Origin of the sequence: Streptomyces endophytica (assembly GCF_026153355.1) — a bacterium.
Lineage (GTDB): Bacteria > Actinomycetota > Actinomycetes > Streptomycetales > Streptomycetaceae > Streptomyces > Streptomyces endophytica.
On sequence record NZ_CP110636.1, the window covers coordinates 2,462,363 to 2,482,572 of the forward strand.

A 20,210-nucleotide genomic window follows, 5' to 3' on the forward strand; every position below is an offset into this window, starting at 1 on the left:
CGTACGGCGGCACGGCGCCGTACAGCCCACGGACGGGTCCTCGGCGCGCGTCCCGGACCCGGTCGCCCGGGCGGCGGGAACCCGGCCCGTTCATCTCGCGTTGACCAGTGAGTAAGGGTCCACTGGAGAGTGGAGCAACGCAGCACAGGGTTCCCCTGCCGCACCGCTTGGAGGGCGTACCGTGCACCGCCGGCACAACGGGCTCAGAACCGCCGTACTCCTCGGGGGACTGTCCGCACTCATCATCCTCATCGGCAGTTTCTTCGGGCGTACGGGCCTGATCGTCGCCGTTCTCGTCGCCCTGGCGACCAACGCCTACGCGTACTGGAACAGCGACAAACTCGCCCTGCGCGCCATGCGGGCCCGCCCGGTGAGCGAGTTCGAGGCGCCGGAGCTCTACCGCATGGTCCGCGAGCTGTCGACGGCCGCCCGCCAGCCCATGCCGCGGCTGTACATCTCCCCGACCCAGGCGCCCAACGCCTTCGCCACCGGCCGCAACCCGCGCAACGCCGCGGTCTGCTGCACCGACGGCATCCTCCGGATCCTCGACGAGCGCGAGCTGCGCGGCGTCATCGGCCATGAGCTCAGCCACGTCTACAACCGCGACATCCTTATCTCGTCCGTCGCCGGCGCGCTGGCCTCCGTCGTGATGTTCCTGGTCAACTTCGCCTGGCTGATCCCCATAGGCCGCTCCGAGGACGACGAGGGCCCCGGGCTGCTGGGCATGCTCCTGATCGCGATCCTGGGCCCGATCGCCGCCTCGCTCATCCAGCTGGCCGTCAGCCGCTCCCGCGAGTACCAGGCGGACGCCTCGGGCGCCCAGCTCACCGGCGACCCGCTCGCCCTGGCCTCGGCCCTGCGCAAGCTGGAGATCGGCACCCAGCAGCTGCCGCTGCCGCCCGAACCGCGACTGGAGACCGCCGGCCACATGATGATCGCCAACCCGTTCCGGGCCGGCGAGGGCATGTCCAAGCTGTTCTCCACCCACCCCCCGATGCACGAACGCATCGCCCGCCTGGAGCAGATGGCCGGCCACCACCGCCCCTGACCTCCCCTGAGGCCCGACGCCGCCGCTGGCCGCCCCCGGCGACCGGCGCATCATGAACGCAACGCTCCACCGGCCCCGGTGCGTCTAGCACGGCAGTTACCCCGTTCGCCGTGCCCGTGGAAGGCTGCCGATCATGAAGCTCATCCTCAACGTCCTCTGGCTGATCCTCAGCGGGTTCTGGCTGGCCCTCGGCTACGTCCTCGCGGGCATCATCTGCTGCATCCTGATCATCACCATCCCGTTCGGCATCGCGTCCTTCCGCATCGCCGGCTACGCCCTGTGGCCGTTCGGCCGGACGACCGTCGTCCGGCACGACGCCGGCGCCGGCTCCGCCATCGGCAACGTCATCTGGATCGTCTTCGCGGGCTGGTGGCTGGCCCTGGGCCACATCGTCACGGGCCTCGCCCTGTGCGTGACGATCATCGGCATCCCGTTCGGCATCGCCAACTTCAAGATGATCCCGATCTCCCTGCTGCCGCTCGGCCGCGAGATCGTCCCCACGGACCAGCCGTTCGCCACCCGCTGACGTACGGGCCCGCCCACGGGCCGGCGGTCACTCCCGCACCAGCCCCCGCGGCCCGACGTACCGCCGGAAGCCGAGCGGTTCCACACCGTCCAGGCCCGCGATGAAGGCCATCACCGGCCCGCCGCGCCTGAGGCCCCCGGCGAGCTCCCGCTCGTGGGCCTCGGCGGTCGTCCACTCGCTGTAGTTGACGACCCGGGTGCCGTCCTCGCTGATGTGGAAGTGCGAGGCGATCCCGCCCTCGCCCGGCTGCACGCCACCGATCAGGTCCAGCAGCCCGTCGACGAGCTCCCGGGCCGCGTCGTGCCCCGTCGTACGGAAGGCGACCCGCACGACGCAGCCCGGGGCCGCCGGCTCGCCCTGGGGCAGCAGGCTGCGGTAGAGCCGGTAACGGGTGTCGCTCCCGCCGGCCTCACCCGTGGCGGCCGGCGCGCCCGCGATCCGCTCCCGCGGCCCGGTGTCCGCACCGCGCACGAACTCCTCGTGCGCCGCCTCGCTCGTCCACTGCGCGTAGTCGAGCACGCTGCGCCCGTCCGTCCCGGCGAACAGCACCCGCGACAGGAAGCCCGCCGGCAGCGGCGTTCCCTCCCACGCCCGGGCCACGCCGTCCAGGACGGCCCGCTGCCCCTCCGGGCTCCCGGCGTCCCACTCACTGATCAGCACGGCCCCTGCACCCGCCCGCCTGACCTGCGGAAACACATCGGTACGGAAGCCCGCACGGGGACCGGTGGCCGGACTCTCGCCGCTCTGCACGTTCTCGTTCTCCTGAGAAGTCATGCCAGGAGCCTGCAATCTCAACCCAACTTGAGGTCAAGAGTGAACTCGTAAGGGCCCCGGAAGCCGTGCGGCGAAGGGCCCGAAAAGCCGGTGGGGCGGCACGCCCGTGGCGCGCCGCCCCATCCCGAAGGCCGAAGCCCTGCCCTACCGGCTCACCGGTAGTTCACGAACTGGAGGGCGAAGTCCAGGTCCTTGCCCTTCAGCAGCTGCTGCACCGCCTGCAGGTCGTCCCGGCTCTTGGAGCTGACCCGCAGCTCGTCGCCCTGCACCTGCGCCTTGACGCCCTTCGGGCCCTCGTCACGGATGATCTTGGCGACCTTCTTCGCGTTCTCCTGCGAGATGCCCTCCTGGAGGGAGGCGAAGATCTTGTACTCCTTGCCCGAGGCCTGCGGCTCACCGGCGTCCAGCGCCTTCAGCGAGATCCCGCGCTTGACCAGCTTGGACTGGAAGATGTCGAGCACGGCCTTGACCCGCTCCTCGGCGTTGGCCCGCATCTCGATCTTCTCGCCCGACCATGCGATCGAGGCGTCGACGCCCTTGAAGTCGTAGCGCGTCGAGATCTCCTTGGCGGCCTGGTTGAGGGCGTTGTCGACCTCCTGCCGCTCTACCTTCGAGACGATGTCGAAACTGGAGTCGGCCATGTTGAGTTGGCTCCTCGTGCGTAGATCCATCAGGGGTGCGGACCGTCCCCGGACCGCTTGCCAAGCCTAGCCACCCCACCAAGATCCAGCGCTCGCGAATCGAGTGGCGAACCACCCCCAGCCATCGGGTATGGTTTACGTCGTTGCCACGGAGCACCGCCGAAAAGCGGCTCTCCCGGCAGCAAACCCCGGCGGTGTGCCCGAGCGGCCAAAGGGAGCAGACTGTAAATCTGCCGGCTCAGCCTTCCCAGGTTCGAATCCTGGCGCCGCCACAGTGAGGAACCCCCTCCACTGCGATCAGCAGTGGAGGGGGTTTTTCTCGTGCGTGGGGAGCTTCAGCGGGCGCGCGCCCCCGCCGCCCCTCAGTGCGCCGCCACCGTCCCCACCGCGTCCGCCACCGGCACATCGCCGCCGATCAGTTCCAGGGTGCGGCCGATGGTGCGGGGCTCGTCGAGGAGCTCCACCAGGGTGGCCGCCACGTCGTCGCGGGGGATGTCGCCGCGGCCGGTGGCGTCGGCCAGGGTGACCAGGCCGGTGCCGGGCCCGTCCGTCAGGCGGCCCGGGCGCAGGATCGTCCAGTCCAGGCCGGCCCGGGACCGTACGTCGGCGTCCGCGGCGCCCTTGGCCCGCAGGTACGCGGCGAAGACCGGGTCGGTGCCCTCCGGGGGCTCGCGGTCGGCGCCCATCGACGAGATGACCAGGAACCGGCGCACACCCGCCGCCTCGGCCGCGTCCGCGAAGAGCGCCGCCGCGGCGCGGTCCACGGTGTCCTTGCGTTCGGTGCCGCTGCCCGGTCCGGCACCGGCCGCGAAGACCGCCGCGTCGGCGCCTTCCAGGTGCCGGGCGACATCCTCGACCGACGCCGACTCCAGGTCGCAGACCACCGGTTCGGCCCCCGCGGCCAGCAGATCGCCGGCCTGCTCCGGCCGGCGGACGATGCCCGCGACCTCGTCCCCGCGCTTGGCGAGCAGCCGCTCCAGCCGCAGCGCGATCTGACCATGTCCACCTGCGATGACAATGCGCATGGTGCCGACCGTACGCCGAAGGGCCGCCGTGGCGCGGGGGACCCGGCCGGGTGAGCGGTGCTTCTCACCGCGTTCTCACCAGGGGCGCGACCGGCCCCCGGCGTCAGCGCTGCGACTGCCGGGGGAGTTCCAGCGCCACCTCGGCCGCCGAGTCGCAGTACTCGCGCACCGCGCTGGTACGGGCCACCACCCGCCCCCGGTGGATCACGATCCGGCTGTACGCCAGCGACAGCACCCCCGCGATCCGCTCGCCGCGCACCGCCAGCAGCTCCGCCGGGAAGCCCGCCTCGACCCGTACCTCGGGCAGCCCCAGCGTGGTCCGCGCCGCCGAACTCACCGTCTCGTACGCCGCCTCCGGCGTGGCCTCCCCGAGGGACGCCAGCAGGTACGCGGCCTCCAACGGGTCGCCGCGCCCCACCGGGTTCGCCACGTCCCGCAGCGCCCCGCTGCCCGCCGCCACCCGCACCCCGGCCGCCCTCAGCAGCCGCACCGGAGCCGGCCGCGACACCCGCGAGCCGTACCGCTCCAGGCCGGTGCAGTCGCCCTGCGGCAGACAGACCACGGTGACGTCGGCGGCGGCCAGTTGCTCGGCGACCCGCGAGGCCACGCTGCGCGGCATCCGGGCCATCCCGGCGCACGGGCCCAGCGCGACGCCGGACCGCAGCCCGCCGGACATCGCCGCGAACCGGGCCAGCCGCGCCGGGTCGTCACCGTCCGTGTGCAGGTCCACCGGGCACCCGTGCTCCCCGGCCAGCTCCAGGACCGTCTCGACGTACCCGGCCGGATCGGGGTCCAGGTCCGGGCAGCCGCCGATGACCGAGGCGCCCATCTTGACCGCGTCCCGCAGCATCGCCAGCCCGTCGGCCCCGGCGAGCCCCGTCAGCACCCGCGGCACCGCCACCGCCGCCAGGTCCGCCAGCCCGCGCAGCGACCGCCGGGCCTGCAGCACCGCCTCCAGCGAGCGCAGGCCCGGCACGTCGCCGATCCTGACGTGGCTCCGGGACGCGGTGGCCCCGTGCCCCAGCTGGAGCAGCGCGGCCTCCGTGGTGCGCCGCTGGACGTCCTCCGGGGAGCCGGAGGCCGGGCCGTCGGAGTCCGCCGTCAGGGCGGTGTCGCAGTGCGCGTGCGGCTCGGCGGGGGCGGGCAGCAGCAGATAGCCGGCGAGGTCGACGCGGGCCCCCTGGGGGGCGAGGCTGCCGGCCGTGCCCACGGCCTCGATGCGTCCGCCGCCGAGCCGTACGTCCACGGTGCGGCCGTCGGCGAGCCGGGCGCCGCACAGCACCAGCGCGCCGCCGTCCGATGTGGTGTACCGGCCGGGTCCGCCGGGCTTTCCCGGCTGGGGGTGCGGCTGCGGCTGCGGCGAACTGCTGTCGGACATCGCGCTCCTCGAAGCCACGGGCGTGCAAGATCACGCAGCGTTGACCTGAGCGTAGGGCGCCGCCGGGAGAGCTTCGCGCAGGCGCGAAATAGTCGTACCGGTGTGGTGCGCGGGGCCGTTGGGACGCGGCGCGGATACGGATTTCACGTTTGGCGGCGGGCCGTGTAATGTCTTCATCGCTCGCCCCAATAGCTCAGTCGGCAGAGCGTCTCCATGGTAAGGAGAAGGTCTACGGTTCGATTCCGTATTGGGGCTCTGATGTGTGAGGTTCCCGCCTTCGGGCGGGCGCCCCTCGCATCGCAGCGGTGTAGCTCAGTCGGTAGAGCAAGCGGCTCATAATCGCTGTGTCACCGGTTCAAGTCCGGTCACCGCTACTGACAGTAGCCGATTGTGGGGTCGGTCCTTCGATCGGCTACTCTTTTCTGCGTTCATCCGTCCATCCGTCCGTCAAGGAGCACTCACGTGGCTGCCACCGACGTCCGCCCGAAGATCACGCTGGCCTGCGTGGAGTGCAAGGAGCGGAATTACATCACCAAGAAGAACCGGCGCAACGACCCGGACCGTCTTGAGATGAAGAAGCACTGCCCGCGCTGCAACTCGCACACCGCGCACCGCGAGACGCGATAACACAGGCTCGTCCGTGAGGCCGTCCCCATTCCTGGGGGCGGCCTCACGGCGTTATCACCATCAGTACACGGAGGTTGCGAGCCCATGGCGCTCGACCAGTCTTTTGTCGGACGCACGTACCCGCCCACCGAGCCCTACGAGGTCGGCCGGGAAAAGATCCGCGAATTCGCCGAGGCGATCGGGGACCCCAACCCCGCCTACACCGACGCGGATGCCGCCAAGGCGCTCGGGTATCCCGATGTGATCGCACCGCCGACTTTTGTGTTCGCGATCACTTTCAAGGCCGCGGGGTTGGTCATCGAGGACCCGCAACTCGGCCTGGATTACAGCCGGGTGGTGCACGGCGACCAGAAGTTCGCCTACACCCGGCCGGTGCGCAGCGGCGACCGGCTGGCCGTCACCTCCACCATCGAGGCGATCAAGACCATGGCGGGCAACGACATCATCGACATCCGCGGCGAGGTGCACGACGAGACCGGCGCACACGTCGTGACCGCCTTCACCAAGCTGGTGGCCCGGCGCACCGAGGAGGACTGAGATGACCGCGAAGATCTCTTACGACGACGTCGAGGTCGGCACCGAACTCCCGGCGCAGACCTTCCCCGTGAACCGCGCCACACTCGTCCGCTACGCGGGCGCCTCCGGCGACTTCAACCCGATCCACTGGAACGAGAAGTTCGCCAAGGAGGTCGGCCTGCCCGACGTCATCGCCCACGGCATGTTCACCATGGCCGAGGCGATCCGGGTGGTCACCGACTGGGCCGGCGACCCCGGCGCGGTCGCCGAATACGGCGTGCGCTTCACCAAGCCCGTCATCGTCCCCAACGACGACCAGGGCGCGCTGATCGAGGTCAGCGCCAAGGTCGCGGCCAAGCTCGACGACGACGCCCGCACGGTCCGGGTCGACCTCACCGCGATGAGCGCGGGCCAGAAGGTGCTGGGCATGTCCCGCGCGGTCGTCCGCCTGGCCTGAGCCGGCCGGAGAGCGGAGCCGGGGGCGGCCGGACGGGATCGTCCGACCGCCCCCGTACCCTTGTGCGCGTGCAGGAACGCCACGGAGAAGCAAACGCCCCGCTCGCCCCGCTGACCACCTTCCGGCTCGGCGGACCGGCGAACCGCCTCGTCACGGCCACCACCGACGACGAGGTGGTCGCCGCCGTCCGCGCGGCCGACGACGCCGGCACGCCACTGCTGATCATCGGCGGCGGCAGCAACCTCGTCATCAGCGACAAGGGCTTCGACGGCACGGCCCTGCGCATCGCCACCACCGGCTTCGAGCTGGACGGCACCGCCCTCACCCTCGCCGCGGGCGAGAACTGGTCCGACGCGGTCGCCCGCACCGTCGAGGCCGGACTGGCCGGCGTCGAGTGCCTGGCCGGCATCCCCGGCTCGGCCGGCGCCACCCCCGTGCAGAACGTCGGCGCGTACGGCCAGGAGGTCGCCACCACGATCACCGAGGTCGTCGCCTACGACCGCCGCTCCGGCGAGACCGTCACCCTCAGCAACGAGGAGTGCGGCTTCGCCTACCGCGACAGCCGCTTCAAGCAGCACCCCGACCGCTTCGTGGTCCTGCGGGTCCGCTTCGCCCTGGAGGACGCCGGCGGCCGCTCCGCGCCCCTGAAGTACGCCGAGACCGCCCGCGCCCTCGGCGTCGAGGTCGGCGACCGGGTCCCGCTGGACATCGCCCGCAAGACCGTCCTGGCGCTGCGCGCCGGCAAGGGCATGGTGCTGGACCCCGACGACCACGACACCTGGTCGGCCGGGTCGTTCTTCACCAACCCGATCCTCACCGAGGCCGAGCACGCCGCCTTCCTGGAACGCGTCCGGGACCGCCTCGGCCCCGACACCGCCCCGCCCGCCTTCCCGGCCGGCGACGGCCTGGTGAAGACCTCTGCGGCCTGGCTCATCGACCGCGCCGGCTTCACCAAGGGCTACGGCAGCGGCCCGGCCCGCATCTCGACCAAGCACACCCTCGCGCTCACCAACCGCGGCGAGGCCACCACCGAGGACCTCCTCGCCCTGGCCCGCGAGGTCCGGGACGGCGTCCACGCGGCCTTCGGCATCACCCTCGTCAACGAACCCGTGACGGTCGGCGTCAGCCTCTAGACGGGCCGCCAGGCGCCGCGACGGGCCGCTGCGGCCCTGCGGCGGCGCGCTGAGGCCTGCGGCGGCCCGCTGAGCGCCTACGACGCCCGCCGGCGCCCTACGCGGCCAGCCAGGCGTCGATCTCCGCCAGCAGCCGCCGCTGCTCGCCCTCGGGGGCGCACGAGCCGCGGACGGACTGCCGGGCCAGCTCGGCCAGCTCCGCATCGCTGAAGCCGTGCGCGGTGCGGGCGAGCTCGTACTGCGCGGCCAGCCGCGAGCCGAACAGCAGCGGGTCGTCCGCGCCCAGCGCCATCGGCACCCCGGCGTCGAAGAGCGTCCGCAGCGGTACGTCCTCGGGCTTCTCGTAGACGCCCAGCGCCACGTTGGAGGCCGGGCACACCTCGCAGGTCACCTGGCGCTCGGCCAGCCGGGCAAGCAGCGCGGGATCCTCCGCGGCCCGTACGCCGTGCCCCACCCGGCCGGCGTGCAGATCGTCCAGGCAGTCCCGGACACTGGCCGGCCCGGACAGCTCACCGCCGTGCGGCGCCGCCAGCAGACCGCCCTCCCGGGCGATCGCGAAGGCCCGGTCGAAGTCCCGGGCGAATCCCCGGCGTTCGTCGTTGGAGAGCCCGAAACCGATCACGCCCCGGTCCGCGTAGCGCACCGCCAGCCGCGCCAGCGTGCGGGCGTCCAGCGGGTGCTTCATGCGGTTCGCCGCGATCAGCACGCGGATCCCGAGGCCGGTGTCCCGGGAGGCGGTGCGCACCGCGTCCAGGATGATCTCCAGGGCCGGGATCAGCCCGCCCAGCCGGGGCGCGTACGAGGTCGGGTCGACCTGGATCTCCAGCCAGCGCGAGCCGTCCCGGACGTCCTCCTCGGCGGCCTCGTGCACCAGCCGCTGGATGTCCTCGGGCGCGCGCAGGCACGAGCGCGCGATGTCGTACAGCCGCTGGAAGCGGAACCAGCCCCGCTCGTCCGTGGCCCGCAGCCGGGGCGGCTCACCGCTGCGCAGGACCTCGGGCAGATGGACGCCGTACTTGTCGGCGAGGTCCAGCAGGGTCGCGGACCGCATCGAACCGGTGAAGTGCAGGTGCAGATGGGCCTTCGGCAGCCGGCGCAGGTCCCGGGCGGCGACACCGTCGCGGGCAGGAGTGCACGGGGGTCCGGGGTGTGTGCCGCTGAAAACTGCTCCATCTGAGGATCTTGCCGTATCGGGGCGGCACGCCGGTAGGCCCTTTCCCGAAGGGGTGTCCGGAAGAACGCGCGAACGGGCGGCCGGAATGCATCCGACCGCCCGCTTCACCCACCGAAACCGGTGTGCGCCTACTTCGCCTCCGCCAGCAGCTTCTGGATCCGGGACACGCCCTCGACCAGGTCCTCGTCGCCCAGCGCGTAGGAAAGCCGCAGGTAGCCGGGGGTGCCGAAGGCCTCACCCGGGACGACGGCGACCTCCGCCTCCTCCAGGATCAGCTCGGCCAGTTCCACGCTGCTCTGCGGGCGCTTGCCGCGGATCTCCTTGCCGAGCAGCTCCTTCACCGACGGGTACGCGTAGAACGCGCCCTCGGGCTCCGGGCACAGCACGCCGTCGATCTCGTTGAGCATCCGCACGATCGTCTTGCGGCGCCGGTCGAAGGCGACCTTCATCTCCTCGACGGCCGTCAGATCGCCGGAGACGGCCGCGATGGCCGCCGCCTGCGCGACGTTGGAGACGTTGGAGGTGGCGTGCGACTGGAGGTTCGTCGCGGCCTTGATGACGTCCTTGGGGCCGATCGCCCAGCCCACCCGCCAGCCGGTCATCGCGTACGTCTTGGCCACGCCGTTGACGATGATGCACTTGTCGCGCAGCTCGGGCACGACCACCGGCAGCGACGCGAACTGCGCGTCGCCGTAGACCAGGTGCTCGTAGATCTCGTCGGTGAGGACCCACAGGCCGTGCTCGGCGGCCCACCGGCCGACCGCCTCGATCTGCTCGCGGGAGTAGACCGCACCGGTCGGGTTCGACGGCGAGACGAACAGCAGCACCTTGGTGCGCTCCGTCAGGGCCGCCTCCAGCTGCTCGACGGTCACGCGGTAGCCGGTGGTCTCGTCCGCGACCACGTCGACCGGCACACCGCCCGCCAGCCGGATCGACTCCGGGTAGGTGGTCCAGTACGGAGCGGGCACGATGACCTCGTCACCCGGGTCGAGGATCGCCGCGAACGCCTCGTAGATCGCCTGCTTGCCGCCGTTGGTCACCAGGACGTTCGCCGCCTCGATCTCGTAGCCCGAGTCGCGCAGCGTCTTCGCCACGATCGCGGACTTCAGCTCGGGGAGGCCGCCGGCCGGGGTGTAGCGGTGGAACTTCGGGTTGCGACAGGCCTCCACGGCCGCCTCGACGATGTAGTCGGGCGTCGGGAAGTCGGGCTCACCGGCACCGAAGCCGATCACCGGGCGTCCGGCGGCCTTGAGGGCCTTCGCCTTGGCGTCGACGGCGAGGGTCGCGGACTCGGAGATCGAACCGACGCGGGCCGAGACCCGGCGGTCGGCGGGGGACGAAACGGAAGGGTTCGCAGCGCTCATACATGCATCGTTGCAGACCTCCGCCGGGCCCGGTACGCGGGTTTGTGGCCACCACCCGGAAGGATCGTGTTCGACGCCCGGCCCGGAAGCACGTACACTCGCTGACCGTTGGCCCTCAACAGGCAGGCGAGGCGAACGCACTTAGTGCAGTCGCCCGTATGCGGTAGGTTGGGGGAACCACAAAGGGTCGTAGCTCAATTGGTAGAGCACTGGTCTCCAAAACCAGCGGTTGGGGGTTCAAGTCCCTCCGGCCCTGCTACACGCACTCTCACCGCAGTGCGTGCACGTGTACGTATGAAATGCACCGCCGTGCGGCAGGGCAGGGCGCGGCACGGCCACGAACCGGATTCAGGTGAGGACGAGTGACGGACGCCCTGGGCTCCATCGACATGCCTGAGCGCGGTCGCTCCGAGGACGAGGCCGCCGAGTCCCAGAAGAAGCCCCGGCGCGGCGGCAAGCGCGGCAAGAAGGGTCCCTTCGCGCGTCTTGCGCTTTTCTACCGCCAGGTCATCGCGGAGCTCCGCAAGGTCGTCTGGCCCACGCGCAGCCAGCTGTCGACGTACACCAGTGTGGTGATCGTCTTCGTTGTCATCATCATCGGTCTCGTAACCGTGATTGACTTGGGAATCAACCGAGTCGTCGGGTACGTCTTCGGCTGATCCCGCGGAGGGCGCCTGCGCGGGCGCCATTTCGCATGTTCAACCCCTTGAAGCCAGGAAGAAGCAGCCACCGTGTCTGACCCGAACCTGAACGACGCCGCCGAATCCGCCGAGACGGCAGCGGCCGACGTTGACGCGGCCGCCTCGGCCGAGGTCGAGGGCGAAGACACCGCGCAGGAGATCGTCGAGGGCGCCGACACCGTCGACGAGCTCGACGCCGAGGACGCCGCCGCCGGCGAGCCCGCCGAAGAGGCCGCGGTGCACGTCGAGGAGGACGCCGAGGCCACCGCCGAGGTCGCCGAGGACGAGCTGGCCGAGGAGCAGGAGCCGGTCGACCCGGTGGCCGCCCTCCGCGACGAACTGCGCGGTCTGCCCGGTGAGTGGTACGTCATCCACACCTACGCGGGCTACGAGAACCGCGTGAAGACCAACCTCGAGCAGCGCGCCGTCTCGCTGAACGTCGAGGACTACATCTTCCAGGCCGAGGTGCCGCAGGAAGAGGTCGTCCAGATCAAGAACGGCGACCGCCGTACCGTCCGCCAGAACAAGCTCCCGGGCTACGTGCTCGTGCGCATGGACCTGACGAACGAGTCCTGGGGCGTGGTCCGCAACACCCCCGGCGTCACCGGCTTCGTCGGCAACGCCTACGACCCCTACCCGCTGACGCTGGACGAGATCGTCAAGATGCTCGCCCCGGAGGCCGAGGAGAAGGCCGCCAAGGAGGCCGCCGCGGCCGAGGGCAAGCCGGCGCCGTCCCGCAAGGTCGAGGTCCAGGTCCTGGACTTCGAGGTGGGCGACTCCGTCACGGTCACCGACGGCCCGTTCGCGACCCTCCAGGCGACGATCAACGAGATCAACGCCGACTCGAAGAAGGTCAAGGGCCTGGTCGAGATCTTCGGCCGGGAGACCCCGGTCGAGCTGTCCTTCGACCAGATCCAGAAGAACTGATCGAGTTCCCCTGATCCGGGAGGGCCGTACGGCCTTTCCGGACCACCAGCCACCGGCCAGGTCAGACGGGCGCAGCCTGTCTGACCTGTCGGTTTTTGGCCGCGCGACCATACCCGTTATCGTTGTGCGGTATGCCTCCATCCGGATGACCGGATGGATTGGCGAAACACCTCTCACTAGGACCCGGAGAGAGCATGCCTCCCAAGAAGAAGAAGGTCACGGGGCTCATCAAGCTCCAGATCAGCGCCGGCGCCGCAAACCCGGCCCCGCCGGTCGGCCCCGCGCTGGGTCAGCACGGCGTCAACATCATGGAGTTCTGCAAGGCCTACAACGCCGCGACCGAGTCGCAGCGTGGCATGGTCGTGCCGGTGGAGATCACGGTCTACGAGGACCGTTCCTTCACCTTCGTCACCAAGACCCCCCCGGCCGCCAAGCTCATCCTGAAGGCCGCGGGCGTGGAGAAGGGCTCCGGCGAGCCGCACAAGACCAAGGTCGCCAAGATCACCCGCGACCAGGTCCGTGACATCGCCACCACCAAGATGCCCGACCTGAACGCCAACGACCTGGACGCCGCCGAGAAGATCATCGCCGGCACCGCCCGTTCCATGGGCATCACGGTCGAGGGCTGATCCCAGCCCCCTCTTGGCACCCCGTGGCAGGACCAGGCGCTGGTCCGGACCACGACTCCATCCCACTGCATCAGGAGCAGAAGTGAAGCGCAGCAAGACTCTTCGCAACGCGGACGCGAAGATCGACCGGGAGCGTCTGTACGCCCCGCTCGAGGCCGTCCGTCTCGCCAAGGACACCACGTCCGTCAAGTTCGACGCGACCGTCGAGGTCGCCATGCGTCTGGGCGTTGACCCGCGCAAGGCCGACCAGATGGTCCGTGGCACCGTGAACCTCCCGCACGGCACCGGTAAGACCGCCCGGGTCCTGGTCTTCGCGACCGGTGACCGTGCTGCGGCCGCGGAAGCCGCCGGCGCCGACATCGTCGGCTCGGACGAACTGATCGACGAGGTCTCCAAGGGCCGTCTGGACTTCGACGCCGTCGTCGCCACCCCGGACCTGATGGGCAAGGTCGGCCGCCTCGGCCGCGTGCTCGGTCCCCGTGGTCTGATGCCGAACCCGAAGACCGGCACGGTCACCCCGGACGTCGCGAAGGCCGTCACCGACATCAAGGGCGGCAAGATCGAGTTCCGCGTGGACAAGCACGCGAACCTCCACTTCATCATCGGCAAGGTCTCCTTCGACGAGACCAAGCTGGTGGAGAACTACGCCGCGGCCCTTGAGGAGATCACCCGCCTCAAGCCGTCCGCCGCCAAGGGCCGGTACATCAAGAAGACCACCATCACCACCACGATGGGCCCCGGCATCCCGGTGGACAGCAACCGCACCCGCAACCTCCTCGCCGAGGACGAGGCCGTCTGATCTCCCTGATCGACGCCTCGTAGCGCGCGTTACGCCTCAGGCCCCGCTCTCCCGCACGGAGAGCGGGGCCTGACGCATGCGGTGTCACCCCTCTGGTCTAAAGTCCTCCCGACGCCCAGTAAGGGATATCTCAAGGGGGAGCCCAGTGCGCAGCACGCGTATGACCGCCGTGGTGGCGGGAGTTGTCATGATGGCCGGTCTGACCGCCTGTAACGGCAGCAAGAGCGACGACGCCGGCGGCAGCGGCGGCGGATCCGGCTCCGGCCAGTCCCCGCTCCAGGTCGCGCTGGCGTCGCTGAAGACGGCCGCGCAGCAGACGGACGGCAAGAAGTCCGCCGAGGTCGACGGCACGCTCAAGAACGCCACCTCCACCCAGTCGATGAAGGGTGCGATGGACTGGTCCCAGGGCATGCGGATGAACCTCGACATCAAGCAGTCCGCGGGGATGATGGCCGGCCGGCCCACGAAGGCGGTGTACACGTCGGACGCGATGTACATGAACATGGGCACGCCGGTGGGCGGCAAGTCCTGGATCAAGTACGACTACGACGCCCTGGCCAAGAAGATGGGCCCGGCAGGCGCCCTCATCAAGGACCAGATGAACAACAACAACCCGACCCGGGCGATGGAGCTGCTGATCGCCTCCGGCAAGGTCAAGGCGGCCGGCAAGGAGGACGTCCGGGGCGTCCAGGCCACCCACTACACCGGCACCCTCTCGATCTCCGAGCTGACCCGCATGCAGTCGAAGAACGTCAGCGAGACGGACATGAAGGCGCTGGAGCAGCAGCTCAAGACGTCCGGTGCGGGCCAGGAGTCCATCGACCTGTGGATCGGTCCGGACAACCTGCTGGTCAAGAAGCGCGAGCAGCTGGTCGGCGGCAAGGTTCCGTACGACTCGACGGTCTTCTACTCGCACTACGGCACCAAGGTCACCGACCAGACGCCGTCGGCCGGTGACACGGTGGACTTCGACAAGGTCGGCAAGCCGTAATTGAGTCGTTGAACGGCGGGCAGGGGGCGCGGCCGGCGCCCCCTGTCGGCCGATTTGCCTGACGCGGGTCGCTCCCGTACCGTATGCGGGAAGCCAAAGACCGCTGGTTGTCGCTGCGCGTCCGAACCCGGGCGTGTGGAGGCCGAAGGATCCGCTAGCTGCGGACGACCTGCGCAGGTGACTGAGGAAGAAAGCTCCCGGGCGTTAGCCTGGTCGAGTTCTCGCCCCGTGCGCCTGCGCCGGGGCGTTTGTTTTGCCCAGCCCCTTCTGCGCGGTCCTCATCACCCGGAAGGAGGCCGAGGCTCATGGCGACGTCTGACAAGATCGCAGCCGTTGAGGAGATCACGCAGAAGCTGCGTGACTCCAACGCAGCTGTTGTGACTTCTTACACCGGACTGACTGTGGCGCAGCTCAAGGAGCTGCGTCGTTCTCTCGGCGAGAACGCTCAGTACCGTGTGGTGAAGAACACGCTGACCAAGATCGCGGCCAATGAGGCCGGGATTCAGCTGGACGAGCACCTCAGTGGCTCGACGGCTGTCGCCTTTGTGACCGGTGACCCGGTCGAGGCGGCGAAGGGTCTTCGTGACTTCGCCAAGGACAACCCCGCTCTCGTCATCAAGGGCGGTGTCCTTGAAGGCAAGGCGCTGTCCGCCGACGAGATCAAGAAGCTTGCGGACCTCGAGTCCCGCGAGGTTCTGCTCAGCAAGCTGGCCGGGGCCATGAAGGGCAAGCAGTCGCAGGCTGCCGCGCTCTTCCAGGCGCTGCCGTCGAAGTTCGTCCGCACCGCGGAAGCGCTTCGCGCCAAGCAGGCCGAGCAGGGCGGTGCCGAGTAATTCGGCTCGCACATTGGCACCCCGCGCCCAGGTGAACGCCTAGGCCGGGAGGCCACAGCGGGCCCGAACGTACGCCCGCCTCACATGTACATCCGGCACCAGCCGAATTAGTGGAAGGACCGCCCATCATGGCGAAGCTCAGCCAGGAAGACCTGCTCGCGCAGTTCGAGGAGATGACCCTCATCGAGCTCTCCGAGTTCGTGAAGGCGTTCGAGGAGAAGTTCGACGTCACCGCTGCCGCCCCGGCCGCCGTCGTCGCCGCCGGTGTCCCGGGTGCCCCGGCCGCCGCCGCCGAGGAGGAGAAGGACGAGTTCGACGTCATCCTCACCGGTGCCGGCGACAAGAAGATCCAGGTCATCAAGGTCGTGCGTGAGCTGACCTCCCTGGGCCTGAAGGAGGCCAAGGACCTCGTGGACGGCACCCCGAAGCCGGTCCTCGAGAAGGTCGCCAAGGACGCCGCCGAGAAGGCTGCCGAGGCCCTCAAGGGCGCCGGTGCCTCCGTCGAGGTCAAGTGACCCACTGAGTCTCCGACTCACGTCCGTGGCACCTGAGGTGTAACGGACACCCAGCCAAGGGCGATCACCCATACGGGTGGTCGCCCTTCGGCGTGCTCGCCCGGGCTGCGTTGTCTCCGGCCGGAGTGCGAGTATGGTGATCTTCGTTGCCCGGACGTGCTCCCATGTGACGATCTCGCAGAGGTGGGGGGCCTTGACGAACCGGACGCGGCGCGCAATTCTCGGGACGCGACGCAGAAGCGATCCAGGTTCGAGGCATGGATCGCCGACGAAGAGGGAAGCATCGGTGTGCGCCACTGGCGCAGGGCTTTCGGCAGGCGCAGGGCATTGAGAAGAACAAACGAGGGGATCCTCCGGCGCGACGGAGGACGCGACTTCCCGGAGGGAGAAGATCGGTATCACGGTGCTGTACCGGTCTCCGGAAACTCGCCCTGGACATCAGTGGGCCTTGTGGCTACACTGACCCTTTGCGCTGCCTGTTAGCTGCTCCCTGCCCGTCACCAGGGGCATATCCGAGCCCGAGCAAAGCTGGATGATCCGCCCTGACCTGGGCTTTCCCTCAGTCTGCTCGATTCGGGACCGGTACGCGCGTAGTGAGTCCGAGCCCTCGGAAGGACCCCCTCTTGGCCGCCTCGCGCAACGCCTCGACTGCCAATACGAACAACGGCGACAGCACCGCCCCGCTGCGCATCTCTTTTGCGAAGATCAAGGAGCCCCTCGGGGTTCCGAACCTCCTTGCGCTGCAGACCGAAAGCTTCGACTGGCTGCTCGGCAATGCCGCATGGAAGGGTCGCGTCGAGGCTGCGCTGGAGAGTGGGCAGGAAGTTCCCACCAAGTCCGGTCTTGAAGAGATCTTCGAAGAGATCTCCCCGATCGAGGACTTCTCCGGGTCGATGTCGCTGACGTTCCGCGACCACCGCTTCGAGCCCCCGAAGAACTCCATCGACGAGTGCAAGGAGCGCGACTTCACGTACGCCGCGCCGCTCTTCGTCACGGCGGAGTTCACCAACAACGAGACCGGTGAGATCAAGTCCCAGACGGTCTTCATGGGCGACTTCCCGCTCATGACGAACAAGGGCACCTTCGTCATCAACGGCACCGAGCGTGTCGTGGTGTCGCAGCTGGTCCGCTCGCCGGGCGTGTACTTCGACAGCTCCATCGACAAGACGTCCGACAAGGACATCTTCTCCGCCAAGATCATCCCGTCCCGGGGTGCCTGGCTGGAGATGGAGATCGACAAGCGCGACATGGTCGGTGTCCGCATCGACCGCAAGCGCAAGCAGTCCGTCACCGTCCTGCTCAAGGCGCTCGGCTGGACCACCGAGCAGATCCTCGAGGAGTTCGGCGACTACGAGTCCATGCGCGCCACCCTGGAGAAGGACCACACCCAGGGCCAGGACGACGCGCTGCTGGACATCTACCGCAAGCTGCGTCCGGGCGAGCCGCCGACCCGCGAGGCCGCGCAGACGCTGCTCGAGAACCTCTACTTCAACCCGAAGCGCTACGACCTCGCCAAGGTCGGCCGCTACAAGGTCAACAAGAAGCTCGGTGGCGACGAGCCGCTCGACGCCGGTGTGCTCACCACCGACGACGTCATCGCCACGATCAAGTACCTGGTGAAGCTGCACGCCGGGGAGACCGAGACGATGGGGAGTCGGGCCGGACGATCGTCGTCGAGACCGACGACATCGACCACTTCGGCAACCGCCGTCTGCGCAACGTCGGCGAGCTCATCCAGAACCAGGTCCGCACGGGTCTGGCCCGTATGGAGCGCGTCGTGCGCGAGCGCATGACCACCCAGGACGTCGAGGCGATCACGCCGCAGACCCTGATCAACATCCGGCCGGTCGTCGCCTCCATCAAGGAGTTCTTCGGCACCAGCCAGCTGTCGCAGTTCATGGACCAGACCAACCCGCTGTCGGGTCTGACCCACAAGCGCCGCCTGTCGGCGCTGGGCCCGGGTGGTCTCTCCCGTGAGCGGGCCGGCCTGGACGTCCGTGACGTGCACCCCTCGCACTACGGCCGTATGTGCCCGATCGAGACCCCTGAAGGTCCCAACATCGGTCTGATCGGCTCGCTGGCCTCCTACGGCCGGGTCAACGTCTTCGGCTTCATCGAGACGCCGTACCGCAAGGTCGTCGACGGCCAGGTCACCGAGGAGGTGGACTACCTCACCGCAGATGAGGAGGACCGCTTCCTGATCGCGCAGGCCAACGCGAAGCTCTCCGACGACATGCGGTTCGCCGAGCAGCGTGTGCTGGTCCGCCGCCGCGGCGGCGAGGTCGACCTCGTCCCCGCCGACGAGGTGGACTTCATGGACGTCTCGCCGCGCCAGATGGTGTCGGCCGCGACCGCCATGATCCCGTTCCTCGAGCACGACGACGCCAACCGCGCGCTCATGGGATCGAACATGATGCGCCAGGCCGTTCCGCTGATCAAGGCGGAGTCGCCGCTGGTCGGCACCGCATGGAGTACCGCTGCGCGGTCGACGCCGGCGACGTCATCAAGGCCGAGAAGGACGGTGTGGTCCAGGAGGTCTCCGCGGACTACATCACCGTCGCCAACGACGACGGCACGTACACCACGTACCGCGTCGCCAAGTTCACCCGCTCCAACCAGGGCACCTCCTTCAACCAGAAGGTCGTCGTGGACGAGGGCGCGCGGGTCATCGAGGGCCAGGTCCTCGCCGACGGTCCGTCCACGGACGAAGGCGAGATGGCGCTCGGCAAGAACCTGCTCGTCGCGTTCATGCCGTGGGAGGGCCACAACTACGAGGACGCGATCATCCTGTCGCAGCGCCTCGTGCAGGACGACGTCCTCTCCTCGATCCACATCGAGGAGCACGAGGTCGACGCCCGTGACACCAAGCTCGGCCCCGAGGAGATCACCCGGGACATCCCGAACGTCTCCGAGGAGGTCCTTTCCGACCTCGACGAGCGCGGCATCATCCGGATCGGTGCCGAGGTCGTCGCCGGCGACATCCTCGTCGGCAAGGTCACGCCCAAGGGTGAGACCGAGCTGACCCCGAGGAGCGCCTGCTCCGCGCGATCTTCGGTGAGAAGGCGCGCGAGGTGCGCGACACCTCGCTGAAGGTGCCGCACGGTGAGATCGGCAAGGTCATCGGCGTCCGCGTCTTCGACCGCGAAGAGGGCGACGAGCTGCCCCCGGGCGTGAACCAGCTGGTCCGCGTCTACGTCGCGCAGAAGCGCAAGATCACCGACGGTGACAAGCTCGCCGCCGCCACGGCAACAAGGGCGTCATCTCGAAGATCCTGCCGGTCGAGGACATGCCGTTCCTGGAGGACGGCACCCCGGTCGACATCATCCTCAACCCGCTGGGTGTCCCGTCCCGAATGAACCCGGGACAGGTCCTGGAGATCCACCTCGGCTGGCTCGCCAGCCAGGGCTGGAAGGTCGAGGGGTCCGAGGACTGGCAGCAGCGGCTCCAGGCGATCGGCGCCGACGACGTCGCGCCCCGCACCAACGTCGCGACCCCGGTCTTCGACGGTGCGCGCGAGGACGAGCTCGCCGGTCTCTTCGAGTCGACGCTCCCCAACCGCGACGGCGAGCGGATGGTCAAGAGCTCCGGCAAGGCCCAGCTCTTCGACGGCCGCTCCGGTGAGCCGTTCCCGGACCCGATCTCGGTCGGGTACATGTACATCCTCAAGCTCCACCACCTGGTCGACGACAAGCTGCACGCCCGTTCGACCGGCCCGTACTCGATGATCACCCAGCAGCCGCTGGGTGGTAAGGCCCAGTTCGGTGGCCAGCGCTTCGGTGAGATGGAGGTGTGGGCGCTGGAGGCTTACGGCGCCGCATACGCCCTCCAGGAGCTGCTGACGATCAAGTCCGACGACGTCACCGGCCGCGTGAAGGTCTACGAGGCCATCGTCAAGGGCGAGAACATCCCGGAGCCCGGCATCCCCGAGTCCTTCAAGGTGCTCATCAAGGAGATGCAGTCCCTGTGCCTCAACGTGGAGGTGCTGTCCTCGGACGGCATGTCCATCGAGATGCGCGACACCGACGAGGACGTCTTCCGCGCTGCGGAGGAGCTCGGCATCGACCTGTCCCGGCGCGAGCCGAGCAGCGTCGAAGAGGTCTGACGGGTCTGGCCGGGAGCTTCTGCCCAAGAAGTTCCCGGCCCCGCCCCGGACCCCGTACAGACCATCTAGAT

Annotated in this window: 18 protein-coding genes, 4 tRNA genes and 2 pseudogenes; 18 read left to right on the forward strand and 6 right to left on the reverse strand. The window is 69.3% G+C overall.

Annotated elements, in window-relative coordinates; all coding sequences use genetic code 11:
- Positions 1-181: 181 nt before the first annotated feature.
- Together htpX and OJ254_RS11090 are read left to right on the forward strand one after the other, a co-directional pair.
- A complete protein-coding gene (htpX, locus tag OJ254_RS11085; RefSeq protein WP_265362203.1) occupies positions 182-1,048 on the forward strand; it encodes a zinc metalloprotease HtpX in 867 nt (288 codons plus the stop codon).
- A gap of 133 nt (positions 1,049-1,181) precedes the next feature.
- Positions 1,182-1,574, forward strand: a complete 393-nt coding sequence (locus OJ254_RS11090; protein ID WP_265362204.1) for a YccF domain-containing protein — start codon at positions 1,182-1,184, stop codon at positions 1,572-1,574.
- A 27-nt stretch (positions 1,575-1,601) separates the two neighbouring features.
- Here the strand turns inward: OJ254_RS11090 and OJ254_RS11095 are convergent, their stop codons facing one another.
- Positions 1,602-2,348, reverse strand: a complete 747-nt coding sequence (locus OJ254_RS11095; protein ID WP_265362205.1) for an antibiotic biosynthesis monooxygenase — start codon at positions 2,346-2,348, stop codon at positions 1,602-1,604.
- A gap of 152 nt (positions 2,349-2,500) precedes the next feature.
- Positions 2,501-2,989: a YajQ family cyclic di-GMP-binding protein gene (locus OJ254_RS11100; RefSeq protein WP_261957033.1), complete on the reverse strand. Its 489-nt coding sequence runs from the start codon at positions 2,987-2,989 to the stop codon at positions 2,501-2,503.
- A 190-nt stretch (positions 2,990-3,179) separates the two neighbouring features.
- On the opposite strand from OJ254_RS11100, the gene OJ254_RS11105 reads away from it, so the two are divergent.
- Positions 3,180-3,261 (forward strand) — tRNA-Tyr (locus tag OJ254_RS11105).
- 90 nt (positions 3,262-3,351) lie between these two features.
- Here the strand turns inward: OJ254_RS11105 and OJ254_RS11110 are convergent.
- Both OJ254_RS11110 and OJ254_RS11115 read right to left on the reverse strand, forming a co-directional pair.
- Positions 3,352-4,014 carry an NAD(P)H-binding protein gene (locus OJ254_RS11110; protein WP_265362206.1) on the reverse strand — a complete coding sequence of 221 codons (663 nt, stop codon included), beginning with the start codon at positions 4,012-4,014 and terminating at the stop codon, positions 3,352-3,354.
- A gap of 103 nt (positions 4,015-4,117) precedes the next feature.
- Positions 4,118-5,392, reverse strand: a complete 1,275-nt coding sequence (locus tag OJ254_RS11115) for an amidohydrolase family protein (protein WP_265362207.1) — start codon at positions 5,390-5,392, stop codon at positions 4,118-4,120.
- 182 nt (positions 5,393-5,574) lie between these two features.
- On the opposite strand from OJ254_RS11115, the gene OJ254_RS11120 reads away from it, so the two are divergent.
- From OJ254_RS11120 to OJ254_RS11145, 6 genes are all read left to right on the forward strand, one after another.
- Positions 5,575-5,647: transfer RNA gene (locus tag OJ254_RS11120), tRNA-Thr, on the forward strand.
- A gap of 46 nt (positions 5,648-5,693) precedes the next feature.
- A tRNA-Met gene (locus tag OJ254_RS11125) sits at positions 5,694-5,766 on the forward strand.
- A gap of 88 nt (positions 5,767-5,854) precedes the next feature.
- Entirely contained in the window at positions 5,855-6,019 is a 165-nt protein-coding gene (rpmG, locus tag OJ254_RS11130; protein ID WP_006604855.1) for a 50S ribosomal protein L33, read from the forward strand.
- 84 nt (positions 6,020-6,103) lie between these two features.
- A complete protein-coding gene (locus OJ254_RS11135; RefSeq protein ID WP_265362208.1) occupies positions 6,104-6,556 on the forward strand; it encodes a MaoC family dehydratase N-terminal domain-containing protein in 453 nt (150 codons plus the stop codon).
- A 1-nt stretch (position 6,557) separates the two neighbouring features.
- Positions 6,558-6,992: a MaoC family dehydratase gene (locus tag OJ254_RS11140; RefSeq protein ID WP_030803088.1), complete on the forward strand. Its 435-nt coding sequence runs from the start codon at positions 6,558-6,560 to the stop codon at positions 6,990-6,992.
- A gap of 68 nt (positions 6,993-7,060) precedes the next feature.
- The gene (locus tag OJ254_RS11145; RefSeq protein ID WP_265362209.1) at positions 7,061-8,125 is read left to right on the forward strand and encodes a UDP-N-acetylmuramate dehydrogenase; all 1,065 of its coding nucleotides are present in this window, start codon (positions 7,061-7,063) and stop codon (positions 8,123-8,125) included.
- A 97-nt stretch (positions 8,126-8,222) separates the two neighbouring features.
- Here the strand turns inward: OJ254_RS11145 and OJ254_RS11150 are convergent.
- Positions 8,223-9,230: pseudogene (locus OJ254_RS11150) on the reverse strand (adenosine deaminase); the annotation flags it as partial.
- Positions 9,231-9,427: 197 nt separating this feature from the next.
- On the reverse strand, positions 9,428-10,663 hold the full coding sequence (locus OJ254_RS11155; RefSeq protein WP_261957039.1) for a pyridoxal phosphate-dependent aminotransferase: 1,236 nt from the start codon (positions 10,661-10,663) through the stop codon (positions 9,428-9,430).
- A 183-nt stretch (positions 10,664-10,846) separates the two neighbouring features.
- On the opposite strand from OJ254_RS11155, the gene OJ254_RS11160 reads away from it, so the two are divergent.
- The 9 genes and pseudogenes from OJ254_RS11160 (at position 10,847) to rpoB (ending at position 20,139) form a co-directional block, all read left to right on the forward strand.
- Positions 10,847-10,919, forward strand: a tRNA-Trp gene (locus tag OJ254_RS11160).
- Between the two features lie 106 nt (positions 10,920-11,025).
- Entirely contained in the window at positions 11,026-11,322 is a 297-nt protein-coding gene (gene secE / locus OJ254_RS11165; protein ID WP_030412997.1) for a preprotein translocase subunit SecE, read from the forward strand.
- Between the two features lie 72 nt (positions 11,323-11,394).
- Positions 11,395-12,270 (forward strand): transcription termination/antitermination protein NusG, encoded by an 876-nt coding sequence (gene nusG / locus OJ254_RS11170; protein ID WP_265362210.1) that lies wholly within the window; start codon positions 11,395-11,397, stop codon positions 12,268-12,270.
- A 194-nt stretch (positions 12,271-12,464) separates the two neighbouring features.
- Positions 12,465-12,899 (forward strand): 50S ribosomal protein L11, encoded by a 435-nt coding sequence (rplK, locus tag OJ254_RS11175; RefSeq protein ID WP_030803101.1) that lies wholly within the window; start codon positions 12,465-12,467, stop codon positions 12,897-12,899.
- Positions 12,900-12,981: 82 nt separating this feature from the next.
- Complete coding sequence (gene rplA / locus OJ254_RS11180; protein ID WP_265362212.1) at positions 12,982-13,698, forward strand: 50S ribosomal protein L1; 717 nt, start codon at positions 12,982-12,984, stop codon at positions 13,696-13,698.
- Between the two features lie 145 nt (positions 13,699-13,843).
- On the forward strand, positions 13,844-14,689 hold the full coding sequence (locus OJ254_RS11185; protein WP_265362213.1) for an SCO4651 family lipoprotein: 846 nt from the start codon (positions 13,844-13,846) through the stop codon (positions 14,687-14,689).
- A gap of 305 nt (positions 14,690-14,994) precedes the next feature.
- On the forward strand, positions 14,995-15,522 hold the full coding sequence (gene rplJ / locus OJ254_RS11190; protein ID WP_261957041.1) for a 50S ribosomal protein L10: 528 nt from the start codon (positions 14,995-14,997) through the stop codon (positions 15,520-15,522).
- A gap of 128 nt (positions 15,523-15,650) precedes the next feature.
- Positions 15,651-16,037, forward strand: a complete 387-nt coding sequence (rplL, locus tag OJ254_RS11195; protein WP_265362214.1) for a 50S ribosomal protein L7/L12 — start codon at positions 15,651-15,653, stop codon at positions 16,035-16,037.
- A 623-nt stretch (positions 16,038-16,660) separates the two neighbouring features.
- A pseudogene (gene rpoB, locus OJ254_RS11200) lies at positions 16,661-20,139 on the forward strand (DNA-directed RNA polymerase subunit beta).
- Positions 20,140-20,210: the final 71 nt, after the last annotated feature.

What these genes read in the sequence shown, in the direction of transcription:
- OJ254_RS11090 (WP_265362204.1), top strand. Translation starts at nt 1,182, where the DNA reads ATGAAGCTCATCCTCAACGTCCTCTGGCTGATCCTCAGCGGGTTCTGG.
- OJ254_RS11095 (WP_265362205.1), bottom strand. Translation starts at nt 2,348, where the DNA reads ATGACTTCTCAGGAGAACGAGAACGTGCAGAGCGGCGAGAGTCCGGCC.
- OJ254_RS11100 (WP_261957033.1), bottom strand. Translation starts at nt 2,989, where the DNA reads ATGGCCGACTCCAGTTTCGACATCGTCTCGAAGGTAGAGCGGCAGGAG.
- OJ254_RS11110 (WP_265362206.1), bottom strand. Translation starts at nt 4,014, where the DNA reads ATGCGCATTGTCATCGCAGGTGGACATGGTCAGATCGCGCTGCGGCTG.
- OJ254_RS11115 (WP_265362207.1), bottom strand. Translation starts at nt 5,392, where the DNA reads ATGTCCGACAGCAGTTCGCCGCAGCCGCAGCCGCACCCCCAGCCGGGA.
- OJ254_RS11135 (WP_265362208.1), top strand. Translation starts at nt 6,104, where the DNA reads ATGGCGCTCGACCAGTCTTTTGTCGGACGCACGTACCCGCCCACCGAG.
- OJ254_RS11140 (WP_030803088.1), top strand. Translation starts at nt 6,558, where the DNA reads ATGACCGCGAAGATCTCTTACGACGACGTCGAGGTCGGCACCGAACTC.
- OJ254_RS11155 (WP_261957039.1), bottom strand. Translation starts at nt 10,663, where the DNA reads ATGAGCGCTGCGAACCCTTCCGTTTCGTCCCCCGCCGACCGCCGGGTC.
- rplK (WP_030803101.1), top strand. Translation starts at nt 12,465, where the DNA reads ATGCCTCCCAAGAAGAAGAAGGTCACGGGGCTCATCAAGCTCCAGATC.
- rplJ (WP_261957041.1), top strand. Translation starts at nt 14,995, where the DNA reads ATGGCGACGTCTGACAAGATCGCAGCCGTTGAGGAGATCACGCAGAAG.
- rplL (WP_265362214.1), top strand. Translation starts at nt 15,651, where the DNA reads ATGGCGAAGCTCAGCCAGGAAGACCTGCTCGCGCAGTTCGAGGAGATG.